This window comes from Micromonospora sp. NPDC005205 (assembly GCF_040608275.1).
Classification (GTDB): Bacteria; Actinomycetota; Actinomycetes; order Mycobacteriales; family Micromonosporaceae; genus Micromonospora.
This window is the reverse complement of the sequence record NZ_JBEXHV010000019.1, coordinates 24,956-48,339: the sequence shown is the minus strand read 5'-3', so window position 1 is coordinate 48,339 and position 23,384 is coordinate 24,956. Positions and strand designations below refer to the sequence as shown.

25 protein-coding genes and 1 pseudogene are annotated in these 23,384 nt (G+C 72.1%); 20 read left to right on the top strand and 6 right to left on the bottom strand.

What is annotated here, in order from left to right:
- Position 1 precedes the first annotated feature (1 nt).
- On the top strand, positions 2–736 hold the full coding sequence (locus ABZU43_RS27140) for a 16S rRNA (uracil(1498)-N(3))-methyltransferase (protein WP_355009280.1): 735 nt from the start codon (positions 2–4) through the stop codon (positions 734–736).
- A 4-nt stretch (positions 737–740) separates the two neighbouring features.
- On the opposite strand, the gene ppk2 is transcribed toward ABZU43_RS27140, so the two are convergent.
- Both ppk2 and ABZU43_RS27130 read right to left on the bottom strand, forming a co-directional pair.
- Positions 741–1,652: a polyphosphate kinase 2 gene (gene ppk2 / locus ABZU43_RS27135; RefSeq protein WP_355009279.1), complete on the bottom strand. Its 912-nt coding sequence runs from the start codon at positions 1,650–1,652 to the stop codon at positions 741–743.
- Between the two features lie 69 nt (positions 1,653–1,721).
- A complete protein-coding gene (locus tag ABZU43_RS27130; protein ID WP_355009278.1) occupies positions 1,722–2,483 on the bottom strand; it encodes an SDR family oxidoreductase in 762 nt (253 codons plus the stop codon).
- A 97-nt stretch (positions 2,484–2,580) separates the two neighbouring features.
- Here ABZU43_RS27130 and ABZU43_RS27125 point away from each other — a divergent pair, with 97 nt between their 5' ends.
- The 8 genes from ABZU43_RS27125 (at position 2,581) to ABZU43_RS27090 (ending at position 9,971) form a co-directional block, all read left to right on the top strand.
- A complete protein-coding gene (locus tag ABZU43_RS27125) occupies positions 2,581–2,940 on the top strand; it encodes a histidine triad nucleotide-binding protein (RefSeq protein ID WP_088988083.1) in 360 nt (119 codons plus the stop codon).
- Positions 2,941–2,966: 26 nt separating this feature from the next.
- Positions 2,967–4,334 carry a serine hydrolase domain-containing protein gene (locus ABZU43_RS27120; RefSeq protein WP_355009277.1) on the top strand — a complete coding sequence of 456 codons (1,368 nt, stop codon included), beginning with the start codon at positions 2,967–2,969 and terminating at the stop codon, positions 4,332–4,334.
- Between the two features lie 130 nt (positions 4,335–4,464).
- On the top strand, positions 4,465–5,523 hold the full coding sequence (locus ABZU43_RS27115; RefSeq protein WP_145792520.1) for a PhoH family protein: 1,059 nt from the start codon (positions 4,465–4,467) through the stop codon (positions 5,521–5,523).
- A gap of 15 nt (positions 5,524–5,538) precedes the next feature.
- The gene (gene ybeY / locus ABZU43_RS27110) at positions 5,539–6,012 is read left to right on the top strand and encodes an rRNA maturation RNase YbeY (protein WP_355009276.1); all 474 of its coding nucleotides are present in this window, start codon (positions 5,539–5,541) and stop codon (positions 6,010–6,012) included.
- Positions 5,988–7,412: a hemolysin family protein gene (locus ABZU43_RS27105; RefSeq protein WP_355009334.1), complete on the top strand. Its 1,425-nt coding sequence runs from the start codon at positions 5,988–5,990 to the stop codon at positions 7,410–7,412. Before ybeY ends, ABZU43_RS27105 begins: the two co-directional genes overlap by 25 nt.
- Complete coding sequence (locus ABZU43_RS27100; protein ID WP_355009275.1) at positions 7,405–7,791, top strand: cytidine deaminase; 387 nt, start codon at positions 7,405–7,407, stop codon at positions 7,789–7,791. The genes ABZU43_RS27105 and ABZU43_RS27100 overlap by 8 nt, the downstream gene beginning before the upstream one ends.
- Positions 7,788–8,693: a GTPase Era gene (gene era, locus ABZU43_RS27095; protein ID WP_355009274.1), complete on the top strand. Its 906-nt coding sequence runs from the start codon at positions 7,788–7,790 to the stop codon at positions 8,691–8,693. The genes ABZU43_RS27100 and era overlap by 4 nt, the downstream gene beginning before the upstream one ends.
- Before the next feature lie 153 nt (positions 8,694–8,846).
- Positions 8,847–9,971 carry an acyltransferase gene (locus ABZU43_RS27090; RefSeq protein WP_355009273.1) on the top strand — a complete coding sequence of 375 codons (1,125 nt, stop codon included), beginning with the start codon at positions 8,847–8,849 and terminating at the stop codon, positions 9,969–9,971.
- On the opposite strand, the gene ABZU43_RS27085 is transcribed toward ABZU43_RS27090, so the two are convergent.
- Positions 9,958–10,767, bottom strand: a complete 810-nt coding sequence (locus ABZU43_RS27085; RefSeq protein WP_355009272.1) for a DUF4097 family beta strand repeat-containing protein — start codon at positions 10,765–10,767, stop codon at positions 9,958–9,960. The two genes, ABZU43_RS27090 and ABZU43_RS27085, sit on opposite strands and share 14 nt — an antisense overlap.
- Positions 10,768–10,869: 102 nt before the next feature.
- Here ABZU43_RS27085 and recO point away from each other — a divergent pair, with 102 nt between their 5' ends.
- The 5 genes from recO to ABZU43_RS27060 all read left to right on the top strand — a co-directional run bounded on the left by recO (position 10,870) and on the right by ABZU43_RS27060 (position 14,405).
- Complete coding sequence (gene recO, locus ABZU43_RS27080) at positions 10,870–11,736, top strand: DNA repair protein RecO (RefSeq protein ID WP_355009271.1); 867 nt, start codon at positions 10,870–10,872, stop codon at positions 11,734–11,736.
- A gap of 4 nt (positions 11,737–11,740) precedes the next feature.
- Positions 11,741–12,553 carry an isoprenyl transferase gene (locus ABZU43_RS27075; protein ID WP_355009270.1) on the top strand — a complete coding sequence of 271 codons (813 nt, stop codon included), beginning with the start codon at positions 11,741–11,743 and terminating at the stop codon, positions 12,551–12,553.
- A gap of 71 nt (positions 12,554–12,624) precedes the next feature.
- On the top strand, positions 12,625–12,810 hold the full coding sequence (locus ABZU43_RS27070) for a hypothetical protein (RefSeq protein ID WP_030336441.1): 186 nt from the start codon (positions 12,625–12,627) through the stop codon (positions 12,808–12,810).
- A gap of 609 nt (positions 12,811–13,419) precedes the next feature.
- Positions 13,420–13,647 (top strand): thioredoxin reductase, encoded by a 228-nt coding sequence (locus tag ABZU43_RS27065; RefSeq protein ID WP_355009269.1) that lies wholly within the window; start codon positions 13,420–13,422, stop codon positions 13,645–13,647.
- Entirely contained in the window at positions 13,644–14,405 is a 762-nt protein-coding gene (locus ABZU43_RS27060) for a pirin-like bicupin family protein (protein WP_112677214.1), read from the top strand. The genes ABZU43_RS27065 and ABZU43_RS27060 overlap by 4 nt, the downstream gene beginning before the upstream one ends.
- A gap of 157 nt (positions 14,406–14,562) precedes the next feature.
- Here ABZU43_RS27060 and gndA read toward each other — a convergent pair whose 3' ends face one another.
- Both gndA and ABZU43_RS27050 read right to left on the bottom strand, forming a co-directional pair.
- Positions 14,563–16,005, bottom strand: coding sequence for an NADP-dependent phosphogluconate dehydrogenase (gndA, locus tag ABZU43_RS27055; RefSeq protein ID WP_355009268.1), 1,443 nt, complete (start codon positions 16,003–16,005; stop codon positions 14,563–14,565).
- Positions 16,006–16,194: 189 nt separating this feature from the next.
- The gene (locus ABZU43_RS27050) at positions 16,195–16,491 is read right to left on the bottom strand and encodes a thiamine-binding protein (RefSeq protein WP_355009267.1); all 297 of its coding nucleotides are present in this window, start codon (positions 16,489–16,491) and stop codon (positions 16,195–16,197) included.
- Between the two features lie 289 nt (positions 16,492–16,780).
- Here ABZU43_RS27050 and ABZU43_RS27045 point away from each other — a divergent pair, with 289 nt between their 5' ends.
- On the top strand, positions 16,781–17,179 hold the full coding sequence (locus ABZU43_RS27045; RefSeq protein WP_355009266.1) for a hypothetical protein: 399 nt from the start codon (positions 16,781–16,783) through the stop codon (positions 17,177–17,179).
- 492 nt (positions 17,180–17,671) lie between these two features.
- Here the strand turns inward: ABZU43_RS27045 and ABZU43_RS27040 are convergent.
- Positions 17,672–17,890, bottom strand: a pseudogene (locus ABZU43_RS27040) (energy-coupling factor transporter transmembrane protein EcfT); the annotation flags it as partial.
- A 105-nt stretch (positions 17,891–17,995) separates the two neighbouring features.
- Between ABZU43_RS27040 and ABZU43_RS27035 the strand changes: the two are divergent.
- From ABZU43_RS27035 to ABZU43_RS27015, 5 genes are read left to right on the top strand one after another with little or no spacing between them, the layout of a single operon-like run.
- A complete protein-coding gene (locus ABZU43_RS27035; protein ID WP_355009265.1) occupies positions 17,996–19,531 on the top strand; it encodes a hypothetical protein in 1,536 nt (511 codons plus the stop codon).
- Between the two features lie 4 nt (positions 19,532–19,535).
- A complete protein-coding gene (locus ABZU43_RS27030; RefSeq protein ID WP_355009264.1) occupies positions 19,536–19,961 on the top strand; it encodes a hypothetical protein in 426 nt (141 codons plus the stop codon).
- Positions 19,958–20,539, top strand: a complete 582-nt coding sequence (locus tag ABZU43_RS27025; protein WP_355009263.1) for an FHA domain-containing protein — start codon at positions 19,958–19,960, stop codon at positions 20,537–20,539. Before ABZU43_RS27030 ends, ABZU43_RS27025 begins: the two co-directional genes overlap by 4 nt.
- A gap of 8 nt (positions 20,540–20,547) precedes the next feature.
- Entirely contained in the window at positions 20,548–21,351 is an 804-nt protein-coding gene (locus ABZU43_RS27020; RefSeq protein WP_355009262.1) for a protein kinase, read from the top strand.
- Positions 21,348–23,369, top strand: a complete 2,022-nt coding sequence (locus ABZU43_RS27015; protein WP_355009261.1) for a cation:proton antiporter — start codon at positions 21,348–21,350, stop codon at positions 23,367–23,369. The genes ABZU43_RS27020 and ABZU43_RS27015 overlap by 4 nt, the downstream gene beginning before the upstream one ends.
- Positions 23,370–23,384 lie beyond the last annotated feature (15 nt).

Genomic DNA, 23,384 nt, shown 5'->3' with positions numbered 1-23,384 from the left:
GGTGTCCGCACCGCTGTTCCTGGTGGAGGCGCTGCCCACCGGCGACGCGCTGACCCTGGACGGCCCGGAGGGGCACCACGCCGCGACAGTGCAGCGGTTGCGCGTCGGCGAGGAGTTGCTGCTGGCCGACGGCCGGGGTGGCACGGCCGCCGCCGTGGTCACCGCCGTCGGCCGGGGCACCCTGGAGGTCACCGTCACCTCCCGGGGGTACGCGGACGCGCCGGTACCCCGACTGGTGACGGTGCAGGGCATCGCCAAGGGCGACCGAGGTGAGCTGGCCGTGCAGGCGATGACCGAGGTCGGGGTGGACGAGATCGTGCCCTGGGCTGCCTCGCGCTCGGTGACCCAGTGGCGCGGCGACCGGGGCGTACGCGCCCGGGAGAAGTGGGTGGCCACCGCACGGGAGGCGGCCAAGCAGGCCCGCCGGCCGTGGCTGCCGGTGGTGGCCGGTGCGCCGGACGAGTCCACCGCCACCGTTGCCCGCCGGATCGCCGGTGCCGCCGTCGGGTTCGTGCTGCACGAGGAGGCCGACGACCGGCTCACCACCGCCGAGCTGCCCTCCACCGGCGAGATCGTGCTGGTGATCGGCCCGGAGGGTGGCATCGCCCCGGCCGAGTTGACCGCCTTCGCCGAGGCCGGCGGGCGACCCGTACGCCTCGGGCCGGCCGTGCTGCGCACCTCCACCGCCGGGGTGGCGGCCCTCAGCGTGCTCGCCGCCCGCCTCGGCCGCTGGTGACCGTTCAGGGCCTCGGGAACACCGGTACGACCTCCTCCTCCGGCCCCAGGTCCAGCCCAGCGTTTCCGATGATCTGCGGGTCCGGTGTGCCGACCACGTCGGGGTCCTTGCCGGTGTAGTCGAAGCGGTGCAGCACGTGCCGAATCGCCTCGAGTCGAGCCCGCTTCTTGTCGTTGCTCTTCACCACCGTCCACGGCGCGTCGGCCGTGTCGGTCCAGAAGAACATCGCCTCCTTGGCCTCGGTGTACTCGTCCCACCGGTCCAGCGAGGCGATGTCCATCGGAGACAGCTTCCACTGCCGGACCGGGTCGACCTGGCGGATCGCGAACCGGGTGCGCTGCTCGTTCTGAGAGACGGAGAACCAGAACTTGACCAGCCGGATACCCGAGCGCACCAGCATCCGTTCCAGCTCCGGGGCCTGCCGCAGGAACTCCAGGTACTCCTTACGGCTGCAGAAGCCCATCACCCGCTCCACGCCGGCCCTGTTGTACCAGGAACGGTCGAACAGCACGATCTCGCCGGCCGCCGGCAGGTGTGCCAGCCAACGCTGGAAGTACCACTGGGCGGCTTCCCGCTCGTCCGGCTTGGCGAGCGCCACCACCGACGCGCCACGCGGGTTGAGGTGCTCCATGAAGCGCTTGATGGTGCCGCCCTTGCCGGCGGCGTCCCGGCCCTCGAAGAGGATCACCAAACGCTCGCCGGACTCCTTGATCCAGTCTTGGAGCTTCAGCAGCTCGATCTGGAGCAGCCGCTTGTCACGGTCGTACTCGTCGCGGTCCAGTCGCTCGTCGTACGGGTAGTCCTCGCGCCAGGTCTCGACGGGGGTGCCGTCGGGGCGGAGCAGGACAGGGTCGTCGTCGTGGCCATCGGCCACCCGGTAGTCGGCGGTGAGGTCCAGCAGCGCGGAGTCGGCCATGTCGGTGAGACTTACCCGCCCACGAACCGCCAACCACATCCCTGGCCAGGTGATTTGCCGCTCGCGTCGTCAACTGCGCAGGTACGAGGCGCCGTTGAGGTCGACGATCGTGCCGGAGGCCCACTCGGCCTGCGGCGAGGCGAGCCAGTGCACGGCGGCGGCGATCTCCTCCGGTCTGCCCACCCGGTCGAACGGGCTCTGCGCCCGGATGGCCACGCCCTCCTCACCGCGCAGGTACTCGGTGACCATGTCGGTCGCCACGAAGCCCGGCGCGACGGTGGCGACCGCGATGCCGTACGGCGCGAGCGCCACAGCGAGGGACTGGCCCAGCGCGTTGAGCCCCGCCTTGCTGGCCCCGTACGCCGGCTGGTGCGGCTCGCCGCGGAACGCGCCACGGGACGAGACGTTGACGATCCGTCCGCCGCGTTCGCGCATGTGCTGGGCGGCGCACCAGATGGCGTTGCCGGCGCCGGTCAGGTTGGTCTCCACCACCTGCCGCCAGCGCTGCTGCCACTGCTCGTACGAGGCACCGAAGATCGGGTGCGGGTCGTCGCGGTCGCCGTACGTCCCGGCGTTGTTGACCAGCACGTCCAGCCCGCCGAGCAGTTCGGCGGCCCGGTCGACCATGGCCCGGACCGCGTCCGGATCGGTGAGGTCGGCGCGGACCACCACGTGCCCGGTGCCCGGCAGTTGCGCGCGCAGCTCCTCGGCCGCCTCGGCGGAGTCCCGGTGGTGGATGGCCACCCGGTCACCGCCGGCCGCGAACGCCTCCGCCACCGCGCGGCCGATCCCGCGCGAGGCCCCGGTCACGAGTACCGCCCGATCCGTCATGCCGGCCATCCTGCCTCAGCGTGCCTTCCCCGCGAACAGGCCGGTGGCGGTCGCCGCGCCGGAGTGTCCCCGGCCCGTTGGTCCCTACACTGCTCCGATGGGATCCGACTGCCTGTTCTGCCGCATCGTCGCCGGGGAGATCCCGGCCACAGTGGTCCGGGAGACCGACACCACGCTCGCCTTCCGCGACATCGACCCGAAGGCGCCGGTGCACGTCCTGGTCATTCCGAAGGAGCACTACGCCGACGTCGCCACGCTCGCCCAGGGTGACCCGGCGCTGGCCGCCGACGTGCTGGCGACGTCCGCCGCCGTGGCCGAGGACGAGGGGCTGCTCGGCGACGGTTTCCGGCTGATGTTCAACACCGGCGCGTACGGCGGGCAGGAGGTGTTCCACGTGCACGCGCACCTGCTCGGTGGTGCGCCGCTCGGCCCGATGCTCGCCCGGGACCTGGCGTGACCCCAGGGGCGGCACCCGGCTCTGGGGTGGATGAGCACCTGGCCCGGTTGGTCCGGCGGGTGCAGGCCGAAGCGCGGGTGCCGGCGATCTCCGCGGCCCTGCACCGGGCCGACCGACCGCTCTGGAGCTGCACCGTCGGCGAGACCGGCACCGACAGCCCTCTGGGCGCGGGCACCCAGTTCCGGATCGGCTCGATCACCAAGACGTTCACCGCGGTGCTGGTCCTGCAGTGCCGCGACGACGGGCTGCTGGACCTGGACGACCCGGTGGGCCGGCACCTCGACCTCCCGGCGCACGGCGAGCTGACCGTACGCCGGTTGCTGTCGCACACCGGTGGCCTGCAACGCGAGCCGTTCGGCGATGTGTGGGACAGCCTGCGCGCACCGGACGACGCCCAGCTGGTCGCCGAGCTGGACCGGGCCGAGCGGGTGCTGCCGACCGGCCGACGGTTCCACTACTCCAACCTGGGCGTGGCCGTACTCGGCCAACTCGTCGCCCGGCTCCGGGGTGGCAGCTGGGCGCAGGCGCTCACCGAGCGGATCCTGACTCCGCTGGGGCTGACCGACACCACGGTGACCCCACGCCCGACGGCGGCCACCGGGTTCCTGGTCGACGCGTACTCCGACGAGGCGCACCCGGAACCGCCGACCGACTTCGGCGCGGTCGGCCCGGCCGCCCAGCTCTGGAGCACCGCTACCGACATGGCCCGCTGGGCGGCGTTCCTGGCCGACCCGGCGGCGCTGGACCCGTCCGGCGCGGTCCTCGCCCCGGCCACCCTGGACGAGATGCGGTGGCCGCTGACCACCACCGACGAGACGCTCTGGGGCGCGGGCTTCGGGCTCGGGCTGATCCTGGTCCCGCAGGGGGAGCGGGTGATGCACGTGGGGCACGACGGGGCGATGCCCGGGTTCCTCGCCGGGGCGTACGGCCGTCGCGGCGGTGACGGCACGCCCGGGGCGATGGGCGCCGCCGTGCTCGGCTCGTCCGGCACGGCGACCGATCTGTTCGATCTGTCGCACCGACTGCTCGCCGCGGCGGTCGAGCGCGACCCGGCCGAGATCGAGCCCTGGCGACCCGGCGCACCCGCGCCGGCGGCCCTGCGGGGTGTGCTCGGCCGCTGGTGGGGCGAGGGCTCCGAGTACGTCTTCTCGTGGCACGACGGCACCCTGCGGGCGCGCGGGGTCGGTGACCCGACCGGACGTCCGCCGGCGATCTTCACCCCGCTGCCGGACCAGCCGGACGTGTTCCGGGTGGTCTCCGGTCGGGAGGTCGGGGAGCTGCTGCGGCTGACCCGGGACGAGGCCGGCGCGGTGGTCCGGATGCACTGGGCGACGTACCGGTTCACCCGCCACCAGGAGACCTTCGACCGGTACGACTTCCGGGCCGGGAGTTGATCGCGGCCAGCGGAAATGGGCGCGATGCGCCCCGCGTTGAACCGATACGATGGGTGTAACGTCCGCACGCCAGGCCAGCAGGCCGGCGCCGAGATCGAGAGCAGGTGCGCAGGGCCCTTCGGCCCAACCTATGACCGGCACCCCACCTCCCGGCCCGCCCCGGGTGCAGACCAGGATCACCGTGCCCGACCCGAAGATCATGGTCAATCTGCTCGGCGCAGGCGACGAGATCCTCAGGCTCGTCGAACGCTCGGTCACCAGCGACGTGCACGTTCGCGGCAACGAGATCACCATCACCGGTGACCCCGCGGACAACGCCCTCGCCGAGCGGGTCTTCAGCGAGCTCCTCGAACTCATCGAGAAAGGCGAGACCCTGACCAGTGACGCCGTCCGGCGTACCGTCGGCATGCTCGAGCAGGGCAGCGCCGAGCGGCCCGCCGAGGTCCTGACACTCAACATCCTCTCCCGGCGCGGGCGCACCATCCGCCCCAAGACGCTCGGGCAGAAGAAGTACGTCGACGCGATCGACACCCACACCATCGTCTTCGGCATCGGCCCGGCCGGCACCGGAAAGACCTACCTGGCGATGGCGAAGGCCGTCCAGGCGTTGCAGGCCAAGCAGGTCAACCGGATCATCCTCACCCGGCCGGCGGTCGAGGCGGGCGAGCGACTGGGCTTCCTGCCCGGCACGCTCAACGAGAAGATCGATCCGTACCTGCGCCCGCTCTACGACGCGCTGCACGACATGCTCGACCCGGAGACCATCCCGAAGCTGATGGCCGCCGGCACGATCGAGGTCGCCCCCCTCGCCTACATGCGGGGTCGGACGCTCAACGACGCGTTCATCATCCTGGACGAGGCGCAGAACACGACGCCCGAGCAGATGAAGATGTTCCTCACCCGACTCGGCTTCAACTCCAAGATCGTCGTGACCGGTGACATCACCCAGGTGGACCTTCCCGGCGGGACGAGCAGCGGGCTGCGGGTGGTCCGGGAGATCCTGGAAAACGTCGATGACGTGCACTTCTCCCAGTTGTCCAGCTCCGACGTGGTCCGCCACCAGCTGGTCGGGGAGATCGTCGACGCGTACGCCCGCTGGGACGCCGAGCGGGAGAACCAGCAGGCGCAGGGCGTTCACGCCGTGCCTGGGCGACCCGCCCAGGGCGGCCGGGCCGCCCGCCGCCGCTAAAGCAGAGGAAAGCAGTTGTCCATCGAGATCGCCAACGAGTCCGGTGTCGACGTCGACACCGACGCCGTGCTCGCCGTCGCCCGGCACGCCCTCGACGAGATGGGGGTCAACCCCCTCGCCGAGCTGTCAGTGCTGCTGGTCGACATCGACTACATGACCGAGCTGAACCACCGCTGGATGGGTGGCGACGGCCCGACCGACGTCCTCGCCTTCCCCATGGACGAGGGCAGCGTCGACCACGGCCCGGGTGAGTCCGCACCGGCCGGCGGCGAGCCCGCCCTGCTCGGCGACATCGTGCTCTGCCCCGAGGTGGCGGCCAAGCAGGCGGCGACCGCCGGGCACGCGCCCGCCGACGAGCTGCACCTGCTCACCGTGCACGGGGTGCTGCACCTGCTCGGTTACGACCACGCCGAGCCGGAGGAGGAGCGGGAGATGTTCGCACTCCAGGCTCGGCTGCTGTCGAGCTGGCGGTCGACCCGCACCCAGTGATGTCCACTCCTCCGTTACTCGCGGCCGGCGCCACCGCCGGCCTTCCCGACTTTCAGCTGATCGTCTTCGCGGCCGGTCTCGTGGTGCTGGCCGGCCTGATCGCGATGACCGAGGCGGCCCTCGCCGCGGTCTCACCGGCCCGAGCCGCCGAGCTGGCCCGCGACGGCGTGCGCGGCGCCCGTACGCTCCAGGTCGTGGCCGGCGACGTCGTCCGGCACCTCAACCTGCTCCTGCTGTTGCGGCTGCTCGCCGAGCTGACCGCCACCACACTGGTGGCGCTCGTGGCGGTGGACAGCTTCGGCGCCGGCTGGCGGGCCGCACTGGTGACCGCCGGCGCGATGACAGTGGTCAGCTTCGTGGTGGTGGGCGTCGCCCCGCGCACCATCGGCCGGCAGCACGCCTACGCCGTGGGTCGTGCGGTGGCACCGCTGGTCCGCTGGCTGGGCCGGGCGCTCAACCCGCTCGCGTCGCTGCTGATCCTGATCGGCAACGCGGTCACCCCGGGGCGCGGCTTCCGGGAAGGCCCGTTCGCCACCCAGGTGGAGCTGCGGGAGCTGGTCGACCTGGCCGAGCAGCGCGGCGTGGTCGAGCACGGCGAACGCCAGATGATCCACTCCGTCTTCGCGCTCGGCGACACCATCGCCCGTGAGGTGATGGTGCCGCGTACCGAGATGGTGTGGATCGAGGAGGGCAAGACGCTCGCGCAGGCGCTGGCGCTCTTCCTGCGCTCCGGTTTCTCCCGCATCCCGGTGATCGGCGAGAGCGTCGACGACGTGCTGGGGGTGCTCTACCTCAAGGACCTGATCCGGCGCTCCCGTGGCGGGGACCCGCGGGCCGAGCAGTTGCCGGTGGCCGAGCTGATGCGCCCGGCGACCTTCGTACCGGAGTCCAAGCCGGTCGACGACCTGCTGTCCGAGATGCAGGCGGCCCGCAACCACCTGGTCATCGTGGTCGACGAGTACGGCGGCACCGGCGGTCTGGTCACCATCGAGGACATCCTCGAGGAGATCGTCGGTGAGATCACCGACGAGTACGATGTCGAGCGCCCGCCCGTCGAACGTCTGGCGGACTCCTCGGTGCGGGTGACCGCTCGCCTGCCGGTGGAGAATCTCGGCGAGATGTTCGACACCGACCTGCCCACCGACGAGGTGGAGACGGTCGGCGGTCTGCTCGCCCAGTCGCTGGGGCGGGTGCCGATCCCGGGCGCCGAGGCCGAGGTCGCCGGTCTCCGCCTGGTCGCCGAGGGCACCACCGGGCGGCGCAACCGGATCGACACCGTCCTGGTCACTCGGGTGGAGCCGGGCGATGAGCAGGACACCACGGGGCGCGGCGAGCACGCCGGCCCCGGGGACGACACGGACAACTATCGAGACGATGAGAGGCAATCCGCCGATGCCTGAAACACCCACCGCGCCTGCCGCCCGGCCCACCCCCACCGCGTCGGGCGCGCTGAGCGCCGAGGACGGCAAGCTCGTCGTCCTGGCCCGGGGAGCCCGGGCGCGGGTCGGTGCCGTCGAGGGCGCCGCGGTCCGCGACCAGGACGGCCGGACGTACGCGGCGGCCAGTGTCGCGCTGCCGTCGCTGACGCTCACCGCGTTGCAGTTGGCGGTGGCGTCGGCCGTGGCTGCCGGCGCGAGTCGGTTGGAGGCGGCGGTGGTGGTGACCGAAGCGTCGACGCTGGATGGTGCCGGGCACGCGGCGGTACGGGACCTCGCGGCGGACGCACCGGTCCACGTGGCCGCTCCGGACGGCACGGTCCTCGGCACGGTGACCCAGTGAGCCCGGTGCAGGATCCGCAGGCGCGTCCGTACCGGGCGGGGTTCGGCTGCTTCGTCGGTCGCCCCAACGCCGGCAAGTCGACGCTGACCAACGCCATCGTCGGCACCAAGATCGCCATCACCTCGAACAAGCCGCAGACCACCCGGCACGTCATCCGGGCAGTGCTGCACCGACCGGAGTCGCAGCTGGTCCTCGTCGACACACCGGGCCTGCACCGCCCCCGTACGCTGCTCGGCGAACGTCTCAACGACCTGGTCCGCTCCACCTGGACCGAGGTCGACGTGATCGGCCTCTGCATCCCGGCGAACGAGCCGGTCGGGCGCGGTGACAAGTTCATCACCGGTGAGCTGGCCGAGTTGAAGGCGACAGTGCTGGCGGTGGTCACCAAGACCGACCTGGTGGACAAGCGCCAACTGGCGGAGCAGTTGCTCGCGGTCAGCAAGATGGGGGAGTTCGCCGAGATCGTGCCGGTGAGCGCCGTGTCCGGGCACCAGGTGGACACCCTCGTCGACGTGATGACCAAGTACCTGCCGCCGTCGCCGCAGCTCTACCCGGACGACATGCTCACCGACGATCCCGAGCAGGTGCTTGTCGCCGAGCTGATCCGCGAGGCCGCCCTGGAGGGGGTCCGCGACGAGCTGCCGCACTCCATCGCCGTGGTGGTGGAGGAGATGATCCCCGAGGGTCAGGTCATGAAGATCTACGCCGACCTGTACGTGGAGCGGCCCAGCCAGAAGGCCATCGTGCTCGGGCACAAGGCGAGTCGGCTCAAGGAGGTCGGCACCACCGCCCGCAAGCAGATCGAGGAACTGCTCGGCGGTCGGGTCTACCTCGACCTGCACGTGCGGGTCGCGAAGGACTGGCAGCGCGACCCGAAGCAACTGCGCAAGCTGGGCTTCTGACCCACCTCGTCGGCGGTGCCCGACCGGCGGCACCATCGCCGTCGGTCGGGCAGCCGGGGATGTTCACGCCTGGCCGGGACAGCCGTCGTTTGGTACGGGCGCCACGCAGGGTAGGAAAGTCGTGCCCCGCGTCCCCGACCGAGATGCAGGCTGATGCGCAACAGGTACCTCGACCTCCTCCGTGCCCTGGCCATCATTCGAGTGGTCGTTTACCACGTCACCGGATGGGCGACCCTCACCCTCGTCTTCCCCGCCATGTCGGTGATGTTCGCGCTGGCAGGCTCACTGATGGCCGCGTCGCTGACCCGGGTCGGCCCGGCGGCGGTCGGGCGTAGGCTGCGTCGGCTGCTGCCGTCGCTGTGGGTGCTCGCGGTGGTCTTCGTGCCGGCCATGCTGTTCAGCGGGTTGTCGGTGAGCCCTCGGGTGCTGCTGTGGCTGTTCCCGATCGCCGACCCGCCGGCCAACCACTGGGGCGCGCTGGCGCTGAGCACCATCTGGTACCTGCGCGACTATCTCTGGTTCGTGCTCGCCTCGCCTGTCGCGTTCTGGCTGTTCCGGCGTGCCCCGCTGATGACAGTGCTCGCCCCGTACCTCCTGCTGGTGACCATCGAGGTGGGGATCTACCCGGCACCGCCGGTGCTGCGCGAGTTCGGGCTCTACTTCGGCGCGTGGCTGCTCGGCTTCGCCCACCACGCCGGGATGCTGCGCCGGCTCTCCGGCCGACTGCTGTACCCGGTGGCCCTCGCCCTCGCCGTGGGCGGCGGCGCCTGGATCGTCGAGCATCCCGGTCCGCGGGGGTACGACCTGAACGACAACCCCCTGGGCAACGCCCTCTGGTCGGCCGCGTTCATCCTGATCGTGCTGGGCCGGGCGCCGGCCGGGGTGGCCTGGCTGAGCCGGAGCCGACCGGCCGACCGGGCGGTGACAGTGCTCAACCGGCGGGCGCTCACCGTCTACCTCTGGCACATGCCGTTCGTGGTGGCGCTCACCCCACTGGTCGACGTGGTGGGCTGGTCCCACCAGGACCCGGTGGGCCTGGCCATCCGGGTGCTGCTGGTCTTCGCCCTGGTCGGGCTGGTCACCCTGGCCGTCGGGTGGGTCGAGGACGTCGCCGCCCGCCGCCGCCCGGAGCTGATCCCCGGTGGCCCGACGCCGTCCGCCGACGCGGCGGCCCGGCCGGGTGCCGAAGCCGGTGCCGGGGCGACCGTCGGACGACCGGTGGTGCCGGCGCAGCGGACGGCCCGGGAGCCGGCCGACGTCGAGATCAACGCTCGCTGATCGTGAGGTTGCCGCTGTTGGCCGAACCGTCGAGCACCAGGGACGCCGCCGGGTTGTCGGCGACGGTCACGGTCTCGTCGCCGGAATCGGCGTTGGACCGGACCCGGTAGCTGCCCTGCGGCACCACCAGCGTGACGTCACCGCTGGAGGCGTGGACGCGGGCCGAGGCGGGCTTGTCCAGCTCCACGTTGACATTGCCCGAGCTGGCCTCGGCGTCGACAGTGCCGCCCAGCCGGCGTGCGGTGATGTCTCCCGACGAGGCGCGCAGCCGTACCGCCGCGGCGGCCTCGTTCACCTCGATGTTGCCCGACTGGGCCTCCACGCCGACCGCGCCCGACGCACCGGAGATCCGCACGTCGCCCGAGCGCACCTGTAGCTCCACGGTGCCGACCCGGCTCAGCTCGACGTTGCCGGAGCTGGTCTCGCCCTTCACCGCCACACCCTCCGGCACCGTCACCTCGTAGGAGATGCTGCATCGCGAGCCACAGTCGGTGTCCAGCACCAACTCGCTGCCCTTGATCTCGTAGCGGGTGTTGTCCGGTTCACCGCCCTGGTAGCGAACCACTCGCTTGATCCGCACCTCGGACGCCGCGCCGGTGCCGCGGATCACCACGTCGCCTGAACCCCCGGAGACCCGGACCGTGGTGATCCGGGCCGCCTCGGTGTTGTCGTAGTCGAGCCGACGGAACGACAGGTTGTCGCACCCGGCGAGCACGATGAGGGTGGTGGCGAGCCCCAGCGCGACGGGAGCGGCGACGCGACGACGGCGGGCGGTGGGGGTCAGGTGCAGGGCCATGACCAGCACGCTACGGCCGGGCACGAGGCCGCCGCATCGGGGTTCAACCGCGCTTGCACCCCGAACCAACCCTGATTTCACACCCCGAGGGAGAATGGCCCGATGGCCGGGTATCGCCGACAGCTCTACCGCGACGACGCGGTGGTGCTGCGTGTGCAGAAGCTCGGCGAGTCCGACCGGATCATCACCCTGCTCACCCGCCGGCACGGCCGGCTACGCGCGGTGGCTCGAGGCATCCGCCGCACCACCAGCAAGTTCGGTGCCCGGCTGGAGCCGTTCGGCCACGTCGACCTCCAACTCGCCGGCGACCCGAAGGGCAACCACGGCAGTTCACTGCACACCGTGAGCCAGGTCGAGGGCATCGACCTGTACGGCAAACGGTTCCTGGGCGACTATCCGCGCTACACGGCGGCCAGCGCGATCGCCGAGACCGCCGAGCGGCTGACCCCGGTGGAACGGGAGCCGTCGCTGCGGCTGTTCCAGCTCACCATCGGCGCGCTGAAGGCGCTGTCCCGGGGCGAGCACGCCACCACCCTGGTGCTCGACGCGTACCTGCTGCGCGGGATGTCCCTGGCCGGCTGGGCGCCGGCGCTGGTCGCCTGCGCGGTCTGCGGCACGCCCGGGCGGCACCGGGCGTTCTCCGTTCCGGCCGGCGGCGCGGTCTGTCCGGACTGCCGGCCCCCCGGGGCGGCTCATCCCGCCCCGGCCACCATCGACCTGATGTCCGCGCTGACCTCCGGCGACTGGGTGATCGCCGACGCCACCGACACCGCCGTACGTCGAGAGTGCAGTGGGCTGGTCGCGGCTCACCTGCAGTGGCACCTGGAGCGCGCGCTACGCTCGCTGCCGCTGGTCGACCGGGGTCCCTCGGCGGCCGGCACGGCCCCTCCGCCGGAAGGCACCGGGGCCGTGGTGCTCCGGCCACGCGGCGACGTCGAGGCCGGGGCGGACGGCGCGAACAGGGAGTGACCGAGTGATTCGATCGAAGAAGGCCGGCCGGCGCGAGCCGACCCCGCCGGTGCCACACCCGTCCGGGGCCCGACCGCCGGCGCTGCCCACCGACGCGGTGCCGAAGCACGTGGCGGTGGTGATGGATGGCAACGGCCGCTGGGCCAAGGACCGCGGGCTGCCCCGCACCAAGGGGCACGAGGCGGGGGAGCACAGCCTCTTCGACACCATCGAGGGCGCCATCGAGATGGGCATCCCGTACCTGTCGGCGTACGCGTTCTCCACCGAGAACTGGCGGCGCTCGCCCGACGAGGTCCGGTTCCTGATGGGGTTCAACCGGGACGTGATCCGTCGCCGCCGTGACCAACTGGTCGACCTGGGAGTACGGGTGGTGTGGTCGGGCCGGCCCGGTCGGCTGTGGAAGAGCGTCATCACCGAGCTGCAGACCGCCGAGGAGATGTCCCGCGACAACTCGACGCTGACCCTGCAGTTCTGCGTCAACTACGGCGGGCAGGCCGAGATCGGTGACGCCGCCGCCGCGATCGCACGGGACGTGGCGGCCGGCCGGTTGGACCCGGCGAAGGTCACCGAGAAGACCGTGGCGAAGTACCTCTACCACCCGGAGATCCCGGAGGTTGACCTGTTCCTGCGCCCTTCCGGTGAGGAACGGATCTCCAACTTCCTGCTCTGGCAGACCGCATACGCCGAGTTGGTCTTCCTGGACACGCTCTGGCCCGACTTCGACCGTCGCCACCTCTGGTACGCGTGCGAGCTCTACGCCCAGCGGGACCGACGCTTCGGCGGCGCGCTACCCAACCCGGTCGCCCCGGTTATCTGAGCCGACGCGCTTACCCGCACGTCACTCTGGGTATCAGAGACGTCAGAATCCACTGACGGAGGTGAACCCACATGATCCAGAAGCGCATTGCCCAGTGGGCGGTGATGGCTATCGCGGTGCCGCTGGCCGCGGCCGGCGCCCGCCGACTCAGCCACACCCTGGAGGCCCGGCGTGGTCCCTCCGGGGCGACCCGGCTGCTGACCAAGGGTGCGGACCTGATCCGTCCGCAGAAGGCCAAGCGCCGCCGCTTCTTCTGACCGACCCCTTATCTGTCCTCGGCGCCGTCCGCACTCCCGTGCGGGCGGCGCCGTCGCGTCCCCACCAACTCACCCCGCGTGTGGTCCCCGCCCCGCGTGTGGTCCCCGCCCGCGTGTTCCCCGACCCACCCCTGCGCCTGCCCCGCCCCAGCCCCGACCCTCCGCGCCCCAACCTCGCCCCAACCGCGGCCGCATCCAGGCCTCGACCCAGTCGATCATGGAGTTGTAGTGGCCAGATTCGATGTTCTTGCGGCTTATATCCACCACCACAACTCCATGATCGATGCGGCCGGGCAGGGCAGGGCCGGGCGGGGGCGGGCGGGGGCGGGGGCGGGCAGGGTGGGCGCAACGGTCGGGTGGGCCGCAACGGTCAGGGTGGGGCGCAGGGCTGGGGTGGGGCGCAACCGCCGTGGGGATCGCCGGGCCGGTCCGCGCTCGCGGGGCAGGGTGGGGCCGTGTGGTTGGGGTGAGCCGCCCGGTCTGGGCCAGCTCTCGATCGGGGGCGGGGTGCGCGGTGGTGGGTTGGGGTGGGTGCGCTCGTTTCGGGGTCCTGCGCAAGGGTGGCGGGTAGGGTCCGGAGGTGGTGGGACGACAGCGGTTGGGGGCCAGATGCGGGATCTCCGCTTCAAGATGATCATGGCGTTGAACGCCGCCGACCTGGGCGACCCGATCTGCGAGCAGGTAGCCGAGATCTGTGCCGAGATCGCCGAGCAGCACTGTGCCGAGTTCGGCCACACTCCCCAGCTACGCACCGGTGAGATCGCCGAACTGGCCAGCGGCGATCCGGCCCTGACCTGGGCGCCGTCGACCCCCGACGCCGGGCAGCGTGCCTGGTGACCGCGCCAGCGCCCGCCGTCGACATCCGTCGTGCCGATGATCGATTCGCCACCCGGATCTCCTGGCTGGACTCCAAGCACTCCTTCTCGTTCTCCCGGCACTACGACCCGGCCAACACCCACCACGGCCTGCTGCTGGTCAACAACGACGACGTGGTCCGACCGGGCGCCGGCTTCGAGACCCACCCGCACCAGGACATGGAGATCGTGACCTGGGTGCTGCGCGGTTCCCTGGTGCACCAGGACTCCACCGGGCACTCCGGGGTGATCTACCCGGGTCTGGCCCAGCGGATGAGCGCCGGCACCGGCATCCTGCACTCGGAGAAGAACGACGCCTGGCGGCTCAACAACCAGGAGCCGCACACCGACCCGGTGCACTTCGTGCAGATGTGGGTGCTCCCCGACGAGCAGGGCGTAGACCCCGGCTATGAGCAGTTGGAGATCGAGGACGAGCTGCTCCGCGGGGGCCTGGTGCCGATCGCGTCTGGGATGGACCGCTACGACGGCGCGTCCGCGATCCGGATCCGCAACCGGTACGCGACCCTGCACGCCGCCCGTCTCGCCCCCGGCGACGAGGTGACCATCCCGGACGCGCCCTACGTGCACCTCTACGTGCCCAACGGCACGGTGACCCTGGAGGGCAGTGGTCCGCTCGGCAGCGGCGACGCCGCCCGGCTCACCATGACCGGTGGCCGGCGGGTGACCGCCGACGAACCGGCCGAGATCCTTGTCTGGGAGATGCACGCAACGGTCGCCTGACCGCTACCGGTTCGCACCTGCCGTCTCCCTAGATCACGCTTGAACATGGATGTAGTGGCCTCCACGGAGAGGGAGGCCACTACATCCTGGATCAAGCACGATCTTGCAGGGCGCGGAGCGCGGAGCGCAGGGCGGCGCGAACCGGGCTTCGCGCCGGCTACGCCGGCGACTCGGTGCGGTCGGCGGCCCAGGTGGTGTGGAACGAGCCCTCGCGGTCCACCCGCTGGTAGGTGTGTGCGCCGAAGTTGTCCCGCAGACCCTGGATCAGCGCCGCGGGCAGCCGCTCCGCGCGCAACGCGTCGAAGTACGCCAGCGACGACGAGAACGCGGGCGTTGGCACACCGGCCCGGGTCGCGTCGGCCACCACCCGCCGCCAGCTCGGCACGCCAGCGCTGACCGCCTCGGCGAAGTACGGCGCCACCAGCAGCGTCGGCAGGTCGGGCTGCTCGTCGTACGCCTCACGGATCCGGTTGAGGAAGCGGGCCCGGATGATGCAGCCGCCCCGCCAGATCGTCGCGGTGCCGCCAAGGTCGATGTCCCAGTTGTATTCCTGGCTGCCCGCGCGGATGTGGTCGAAGCCCTGCGCGTACGCGACGATCTTGGAGGCGAGCAGTGCCCGGCGGACGTCCTCGACGAACGTCTCCCGGTCGGTCACCTGCCACTTCTCACCCGCGTCGGGGAACGCCCGGCGGGCCGCCTCGCGCTGGTCGACGTGCCCGGAGAGCGAACGGGCGAAGGTCGCCTCGGCGATCCCGGTGATCGGGATGCCCAGGTCCAGGGCGCTCTGCACGGTCCACCGACCGGTGCCCTTCTGCTCGGCCCGGTCCTGCACGATGTCCACGAACGACCTGCCGGTCGCCGCGTCGGTGTGCGCGAGCACGTCGGCGGTGATCTCGATGAGGAACGACTCAAGCTCGCCGTTGTTCCACTCCCGGAAGATCTCCGCGATCTCAGCGGGCGTCGCGTCCAGGCCGGCCCGGAGCAGGTCGTACGCCTCGGCGATGAGCTGCATGTCGGCGTACTCGATGCCGTTGTGCACCATCTTGACGAAGTGCCCGGCGCCGTCCGGCCCGACGTGCGTGCAGCACGGCACGCCGTCCACCTGGGCGGCGATCTTCTCGAACATGGGCCCGAGCTTCGCGTACGACTCGGCGGAGCCGCCCGGCATGATGCTCGGCCCGCGCAGCGCGCCCTCCTCGCCGCCGGAGACACCGGTGCCGCTGAAGTGCAGCCCCTGGGCCCGCAGCGCCTCCTCGCGGCGACGGGTGTCGGCGAAGTGGGCGTTGCCACAGTCGACGATGATGTCGCCCTCGTCGAGCAGCGGCACCAACTCGTCGATCACCGCGTCGGTGGGCGCGCCGGCCTTCACCATCACGATGACCGCGCGGGGTCGTTCCAGTGACGCCACGAAATCGGCCATCGTCTCGCCGGGCAGGAACGTGCCCTCGTCGCCGTGCTCGGCAACCAGGCTGCGGGTGCGCTCCGGCGAGCGGTTGTGGACTGCCACCGTGAAGCCGTTGCGGGCCAGGTTGCGGGCCACGTTGCGACCCATCACCGCCAGCCCGGTCACACCGATTTGTGCCCTCGCCTGATCAGCCATTCGTGCCGCCACCTCTCGTCACACCACTATCAGCGCTTGGAAACTTACCGTGATGTGAGCCGATACGGACCAGTGATCGACGTCCCGTTACTGCACGTGATGCGGACGTTGCCCCTGGCGGCTCGGGCCATCGGCGCTGGTCGGTGAGCCCCGGGCAGGGAAACGTGTCGTCATTCCGCGCCGCGCGCGTCAGCCTTCGGCGAGACGGGCTTCGATTCGGGCGATCTTCCCGGTCAGCGCGTCGGTGACCCCGGGTCGGACATCGGCCTTGAGCACCACACTCACCCGGGGCGCCCGCGCGGCGACCACGTCGACCGCCTGCTTCACCACCGCCATCACCTCGTCCCACTCGCCCTCGATGGTGGTGAACATGGCATCGGTCCGGTTGGGCAGGCCGGACGCACGGACCACCCGCACCGCCTCGGCGACCAGGTCACCCACGGAGTCGTCACCGCCGAGCGGGGTGATCGAGAACGCGATCAGCATCTGCCGATCGTGCCAGTAAAAACGGATGCGCGTCGGTCGGGCGGTGGCTACGGTACGAACATGCGTAACTGACGCCCCACTTCCGAGCCGGCCCGCCGTCCCGCGTCGCGGTCCGTGCGCTCCCGGGCGTCCCGCATCCCCTCCCCGCCGTTCGGTGGCGATGGCCCTGCCTGGCCCGGTGAGCAGTCCCTTCCCCAATCGACCGCCGCGCAACGGCGGTCACCAGCCGATCCGACCGACCGCCGCAGCGCGGGACCGGCCGTGCCGGTCGGCCTTGAAGGAGGCCCGGATGCCTGCCAGGCGTAACCCGAAGAAGACCCGTACCCCGAGAGTGACGCCCCTCGGCGTCGACCCGGCGGCCGGCAACGGCCCGTTTCCACCCACCCGCCCCGACCTGGACCTCACGGTCGAACCGGCCCTGCCGGCGGTGCTGGTGGAACCGGCCCTGCCGGCCGAGCCGGCCCTGCCGGCGGTGCTGGTGGAGCCGGCATCTGGCCTGGGCGAGGTGGCGCCGCCGGTCGATGTGCCGGCAGCGGTCGACGCGCCGACGGTGGGAGATCTGCCCAAGCCAGCCGCACGACCGAAGGCACCGACAGCAGGGCCACCGCAGGGTGGCGGCAACCGCTCCGGCGGCGGCCGCAGCCAGCAGGCCGGCCAGGCCCGCCGCTACGCCTTCCGCCGCAGCTGATCGAGCCGCCCACCCCGCCCCGCCCGTCCCGCCCACCCGGCCGCGCCCGTCCCGCCCACCCCGCCCCGCCCGTCCCGCCCGCCTCGGGCCGCCCGTCCCGCCCGCCTCGGGCCGCCCGTCCCGCCCGCCTCGGGCCGCCCGGCCCCGCCCGCCTCGGGCCGCCCGGCCCCGCCCGCCTCGGGCCGCCCGGCCCCGCCGCGCCCCACCCCGCCCGGCCCCGCTGCCCCCCGCGATCTTGCAATTTCTGTCCGCGTATAAACGGCATATCGGGATGAACCAACGACAGAAGTCGCAAGATCGGCGTAGGCGGGCGAGGGCGAGGGCGAGGGCGGGGGCGCTGGGCGCTGGGCGCTGGGCGCTGGGCGCTGGGCGCGGGATGGTGACAGCAACATCAGGGATGTAGTGGCCTCCATGGCGAGCGAGGCCGCTACATCTCTGATGTTGTGTGGATCTTGGCCCAGCGGGGGCCCAGCGGCGGGCCAGCGGCGGGACTCAGCTGATCAGGGGGCGGAAGGCGCCTAGGAGGATGCTTGTGGTCAGGGCGGCTCCGGCCAGCACGAACGCCCCGGCGATGAGGAGGGCGTCGGCGCGGGTGAAGTACGGCCGCCGGGCGACGGTACGGGGTGTGCCGGCGTCGAATCCGCGGGCGTCCATCGCCACGGCCAGCCGGGTGCCTCGACGGATCGCCCCGACCAGCAGGGCGAACGCGGTGGGGTCCGTTCCCGGATTCGTGGGGCAGCGGGGCGTCGGCCGCCGTGCTAGAAACTCTCCGACGTGGCACGGGCGGGGCGTGCCGCGCGAACGGGGAGCGGTCTGGTGGAACAACATGAGGCGGCCGGAGATCTCAACTCCGAACTGCTGGCCAGCGACGTGTGGGCCGATGAGATGCTGGCCGGCGCCGGCATACCGGTGGTGGATGTCCCGTTCGTGACGGTCGGCGGCGGGATTGGCTCCTTCGTCACTGTGGACTACCTCCGCATCGCCGGAGTGGCTGCCGACCGGATCCGGGTGCTGTCCAACATCGACCATCCCTGGCAGACGTACGAATATCTGACCCGGGTGTCGCAGATTCCGCGCCACGAGCGGATCCGCTCCGACTCGTCCTCCCGGCCCGACAACATCTGGGGCTTCCCGTCGTACGCGGTGGCGGAGGCCTGGCAGGAGCGCAGCCTTCGGCCGCTGCTGCACGTGCTGGGTGAGCCGCTGTTCAGCGACTACTGGACGCCCCGGGCCGGGCAGGTGTTCGCCGGCCTGGAGCGGGAGGCGGAGCGGATCGGATACCGGGACATGCTGGTCGACGGCGTGGTGCGGATGGTCCGGCGGCGTGCCGGGGGCGGCTACTTCACCATCCTCACTCCGCCGGCCGGCAGCTCGTCGACCCGGCGGGTTGCCTACCGGTCCCGATTCGTGCACCTCGCGGTCGGCTATCCCGGCCTGCGTTTCCTGCCGGACCTGCAGCAGTTCCGCGAGACCCACCAGGATTTCGAGCACGTGGTCAACGCCTACGAGCCGCACGAGCACGTGTACGAGGTGCTCAAGAACCGGCCGGGCACCGTGCTGGTCCGGGGCGGCGGCATCGTCGCGTCCCGGGTGCTGCAGCGCCTGATGGACGACCGGGAACGGCACGGTCTGGGTACCGAGATCGAGCACCTGTTCCGCACCTATGTCAGCGGCGCGCACGGGCCGCACCCGTGGCTGCGCCGCCGGGGCGGCGACGGATGGGCGTACCAGGGGTTCAACTATCCCAAGTCGGTGTGGGGCGGCCAGCTCAAGGCCCGGATGCGCCGCCTCGAGGGCGCGGACCGGGCCGCCGCGTACGCCGCGATGGGCGGCACCAACACGCCGAGGCGCCGCCGCTGGCAGGAACAGATGCGCGCCGGCCGGAAGGGCGGCTGGTACCGCACCTGGCAGGGCACGGTCGACCAGGTGGAACCGACCGCCGACGGCCGGATCGCCAGCCGGGTCACCGGCGACGCCGGCACGAGGACGCTGCTCGCGGACTACGTCATCGACTGCACCGGCTTGGAGGCCGACATCGCCGAGCACCGAGTCATCGCGGACCTGCTCGAACATGGCGGCGCCGGCCGCAACCCGGTCGGCCGCCTCGACGTGGAGCGGCACTTCGAGGTACGCGGGACAGCGAGCGGCGACGGTGCCCTCTACGCCTCGGGCACGGCTACCCTCGGCGGCTACTTCCCCGGCGTGGACACCTTCCTGGGGTTGCAGATCGCAGCCCAGGAGATCGCCGACGACCTGGCGCGTCGAGGCTTCGGCGCCCGCCTCGGGCCGGTGCGCTCCACCATGGAGTGGATGCGGTGGATGCGTGGCCGGCCTGCCGGTCAGAAGGGCTGAGACGATGGTGCCCACCCTCGCCGGACGGATCCAGACCCGGCTCGTGCTCCTGGCGGTCGTCGGCTCACTCGTGACCGCGATCGTGACCCCGCTGCTGCCCTCCGGTGTCGGCTACCGGGACACCTTCGGGGTGCTGGTCGCCGTCGCCGTCCTCGGCGTCGGCTGGGAGCTGGTCTACCACCTGCTCATGCAGTTCCGCTGGGAGAAGGACTGGCCGCTGCTGTTCGGTCTGGGCACGGCGGTGCCCGAGGCGGCGCTGATCTGGCTGCTGCTCGACCACCACGCGCTGCCGGGGCTCGCCGGGCCACCTCCGCTCGGTGCGTTCCTGCTGCACTTCTTGGCGGTCTGGCTGGCGGTCTGGCTGGTCGCCAACGGCCCGATGCGGGTGCCGTTCCTGCGCTGGCGCTTCTTCGGCGGGCGGCTCGGGTGAGCGGCCGGAAGCCGGACCCGGCCGTGCCGTTCACCGCGGTGCTGCTCGTCGCCGGCGCCACCGAGGTGGTCGCGACGACGGCCGGTGAGCCGACGGTCGTGCTGCCGGCGATGGTCGAGGGCGTGGACTGCCGGAACGGCCACTTCAACGACCCCGGGCTGCGCTACTGCCAACGCTGCGGCATCGCCATGCATCAGCAGACGCTCGCCACCCGGCTGGCGCCGCGGCCGCCACTCGGCGTGCTGATCACCGACGATGGGGTCACCTTCCGGCTGGACACGGACTATGTCGTCGGGCGCCGTCCGGAGCAGCATCCGGACGTCCGGGCCCGGCGGGCGCGGCAGGTCCGGCTCACCGGCGAGATCTCCGGAGTCTCCCGCCTGCAGTTGCGGATCCAGCTGCGCGGCTGGCAGGTGGCGGTGGTGGACCTAGGCTCTGCCAACGGCACCATGCTGCGCGAGGCAGCGGACGCCGACACCCGGCGGGTGCCCGCCGGCGAGCCGGTCGTGATCCGGCCCGGCACCCAGATCGAGTTCGCCGCACGGTGGCTGCGGTACGAATCCCACCGGAACCCCTGAGGAAGCCCGTGCGCGGCATCGCCGACTACACCTTCATCCGCCCGCTCGGCTCAGGTAACCACGGGACCTTCTACCTGGCGAACCGGCCGGCCCGGCTCCCGATCCCGGCCGACCTGGTCGCCGTCAAGGTGCTGCACGCCGAGTCCGAGGAGACGGCGTTCCGGCGGGCGACCCGAGAGCTCGCCGCGTTCGCCGCGGTCAGGTCCCCGTACCTGGTCGACCTGTACGACGCAGGTCAGCACGACGGCTTCTTCTACTACTCGACCGAATACCTGCCGGACGGCTCGCTAGCCCAGCCCGCCGTACCGGTCGACCGGTCGACCGCGCTGCGGGCGCTCGCCGACGCGGCCCGGGCGCTGTCGGCCCTGCACGCTGCGGGCATCGCGCATCGCGACATCAAGCCGGGGAACGTGCTCCTGCGCGACGGTGGCGGTCGGCTGGCCGACCTCGGCCTCTCGCAGATCTTCACCGAGGGCGCCACCATCACCGGGATGGGGTCGGCCGACTCGGTCGAGTACGTCGACCCGGCGGTGCTCCTCGGCGACCCCGCCGGACCCGACGGTGACGTCTGGTCCCTCGGCGCGACCGTGCACCGGGTGCTCGCCGGCAGCGGCGTCCACGGCGAGTTGCCCCCGGGAAACGCGCTGCTCGCCCTGCGGGCGGTGCTCGCGCGGCCGCCCCGCGTCGACCCCGACCTGCCGGACGCGCTGCGCGGGCTGGTGGCGGACTGCCTGGCGCCCGCGGGCGACCGTCCCACCGCGGCGCAGGTCGCGGCCCGGCTCGACGGGATCGCCGCGGAGAACGAGGCGTGACCGCGCACGCGGTGGGCCAACTCCTGCTCGCCCTGGCCGTCGTGATTGCGCTCGCCCGCCTGCTCGGGGCGGCGGCGAAGCGCCTCGGGCAGCCGCCGGTGGTGGGCGAGATCGTGGCCGGTGTGCTGCTCGGTCCGACCATCTTCGGTGCCGAGCTGAGCGGGCGGCTGTTCCCCACCGAGATCCGGCCCGCCCTGTCCGGGCTCGCGAACGTCGGTCTCGTGCTGTTCATGTTCATCATCGGCTACGAGCTGGACCAGTCCCTGGTGCGGGGCCGGCTGCGGGCGGCGGCCGCGGTCTCGCTGGGATCGATCGTCGTGCCACTTGGCCTCGGCGTCGGTCTGGCCGGGTGGTTGGCGGGGCGGCACGACGTCGACCGGGTGGTGCCGTTCGCGTTGTTCCTCGGCGCCGCGATGGCGGTCACCGCCTTTCCGGTGCTGGCGCGGATCCTCGCCGATCGGAGGATGGTCCGGACGGAGTTGGGCGGGCTGGCGCTTGCGAGCGCCGCCGTCGACGACGTGGTCGCCTGGTGCCTGCTGGCCGGGGTCGTCGCGGTGGGCGGTGCGGAGGCCGGATTCCCGTGGCAGGTGCTGCTCGTGGCACCGTACCTGCTGGTGATGTTCGGCTGGGTGCGGCCGATGCTGCGCCGGTTGACGGTCGTCCGGGCACGTGCCGGCCGACTCACCCCGGACGTGCTCGGTTTCATCCTGGTCGGCCTGCTGCTGTCCTGCTACACCACGGAGCTGCTCGGCCTGCACGCCATCTTCGGTGCCTTCGTCTTCGGCGCGATCATGCCGCGGGTGGACGGTTCGGCGCTGCGGGAGGAGATCCTGGAGCGCCTGGAGCAGGTCTCCGTGCTGCTTCTGCTCCCGGTCTTCTTCGTGATCGCCGGGCTCCAGGTCGACCTGTCCCGGATCGGTCTCTCCGGTGTGGTGGACCTCGCCCTCATCCTCGTCACGGCGATCGGCGGCAAGTTCGTCGGCGCGTACCTCGGCGCCCGCTCGCAGCGGGTCGCCCGACGGCCGGCGGGGGCGCTCGCGGCCCTGATGAACACCCGTGGCCTCACCGAGATCGTCATCCTCACCGTGGGTCTGCAGCTCGGCATCCTCAACCCTGAGTTGTTCTCGCTGATGGTGGTCATGGCGCTGGTCACCACCGTGATGGCCGGGCCACTGCTCAATGTGATCTATCCCCGTCGCCTGGTGGACCGGGACATCGCCCAGGCACAGCGGGCCGCGCTCGGTGGGCCCGACACCCACCGGGTGCTGGTGGTCGTGCCGGAGGGTGAGCGGGCGGCCGAACTGACCGCGCTCGCGGTCGACCTGGCCGGATCCCGAAGACCCGCCGAGGTGGTGCTGAACCGCCTGCTGCCGTACCCGGTAGCCGCCGTGGAGGTCGGTGCGGGCCTGCACACGGAGCTGGCGGGGATGACCGCCGCGATGGGGGAGCTGGCCCGGTTGGCCGAGTCGGTCCGCAGCGCGGGTCTCGGCGCGCCGGTGCTGGTGCGGTATGCGACCGACCCCCGAGGTGAGCTGGCGGGCGAGGTGGCGACGGCGCAGCCGGCCGTGGTGCTGTCCACCCAGCCCGCCGACGTGGACGTGCCCGACGCGGTGTGGGTCACGGCGCACCGGTTGCCGGCCCGCCCCTGGCCCGCCGTGGCGGTCGCCGCGGACGGCGCCGACGGGCCGGCCGCGCTGCGGATGGCCGCCCAGCTCGCGGCGGGCGCGGGGGTGCCACTGGTGGTGGAGTCGGTCGGTTCCGGCGGCGGGGCCCGGCGGGCCAACGCGGCGGTTCGCGCGCTGGTCCGGCAGGGGGTGGCCGTGGACACTGGCGGGGAGGCGCCGACGGGGGCCCTACGGATTGCCGGCCGCGACGTCGCCTCCGACGGGGCGCACCTCACCGTCCAGGGTGGAAGGTCGGTGGACGCCGCCGCTGGGCAGTGGTTGGTTCCGCCGCGGTCCCGGGATGAGCGGGACGGGTGCGATACTGTGCCGGCTCCCGGCGCGGACCGGGCGTGAGGCACGGAAGTGGGA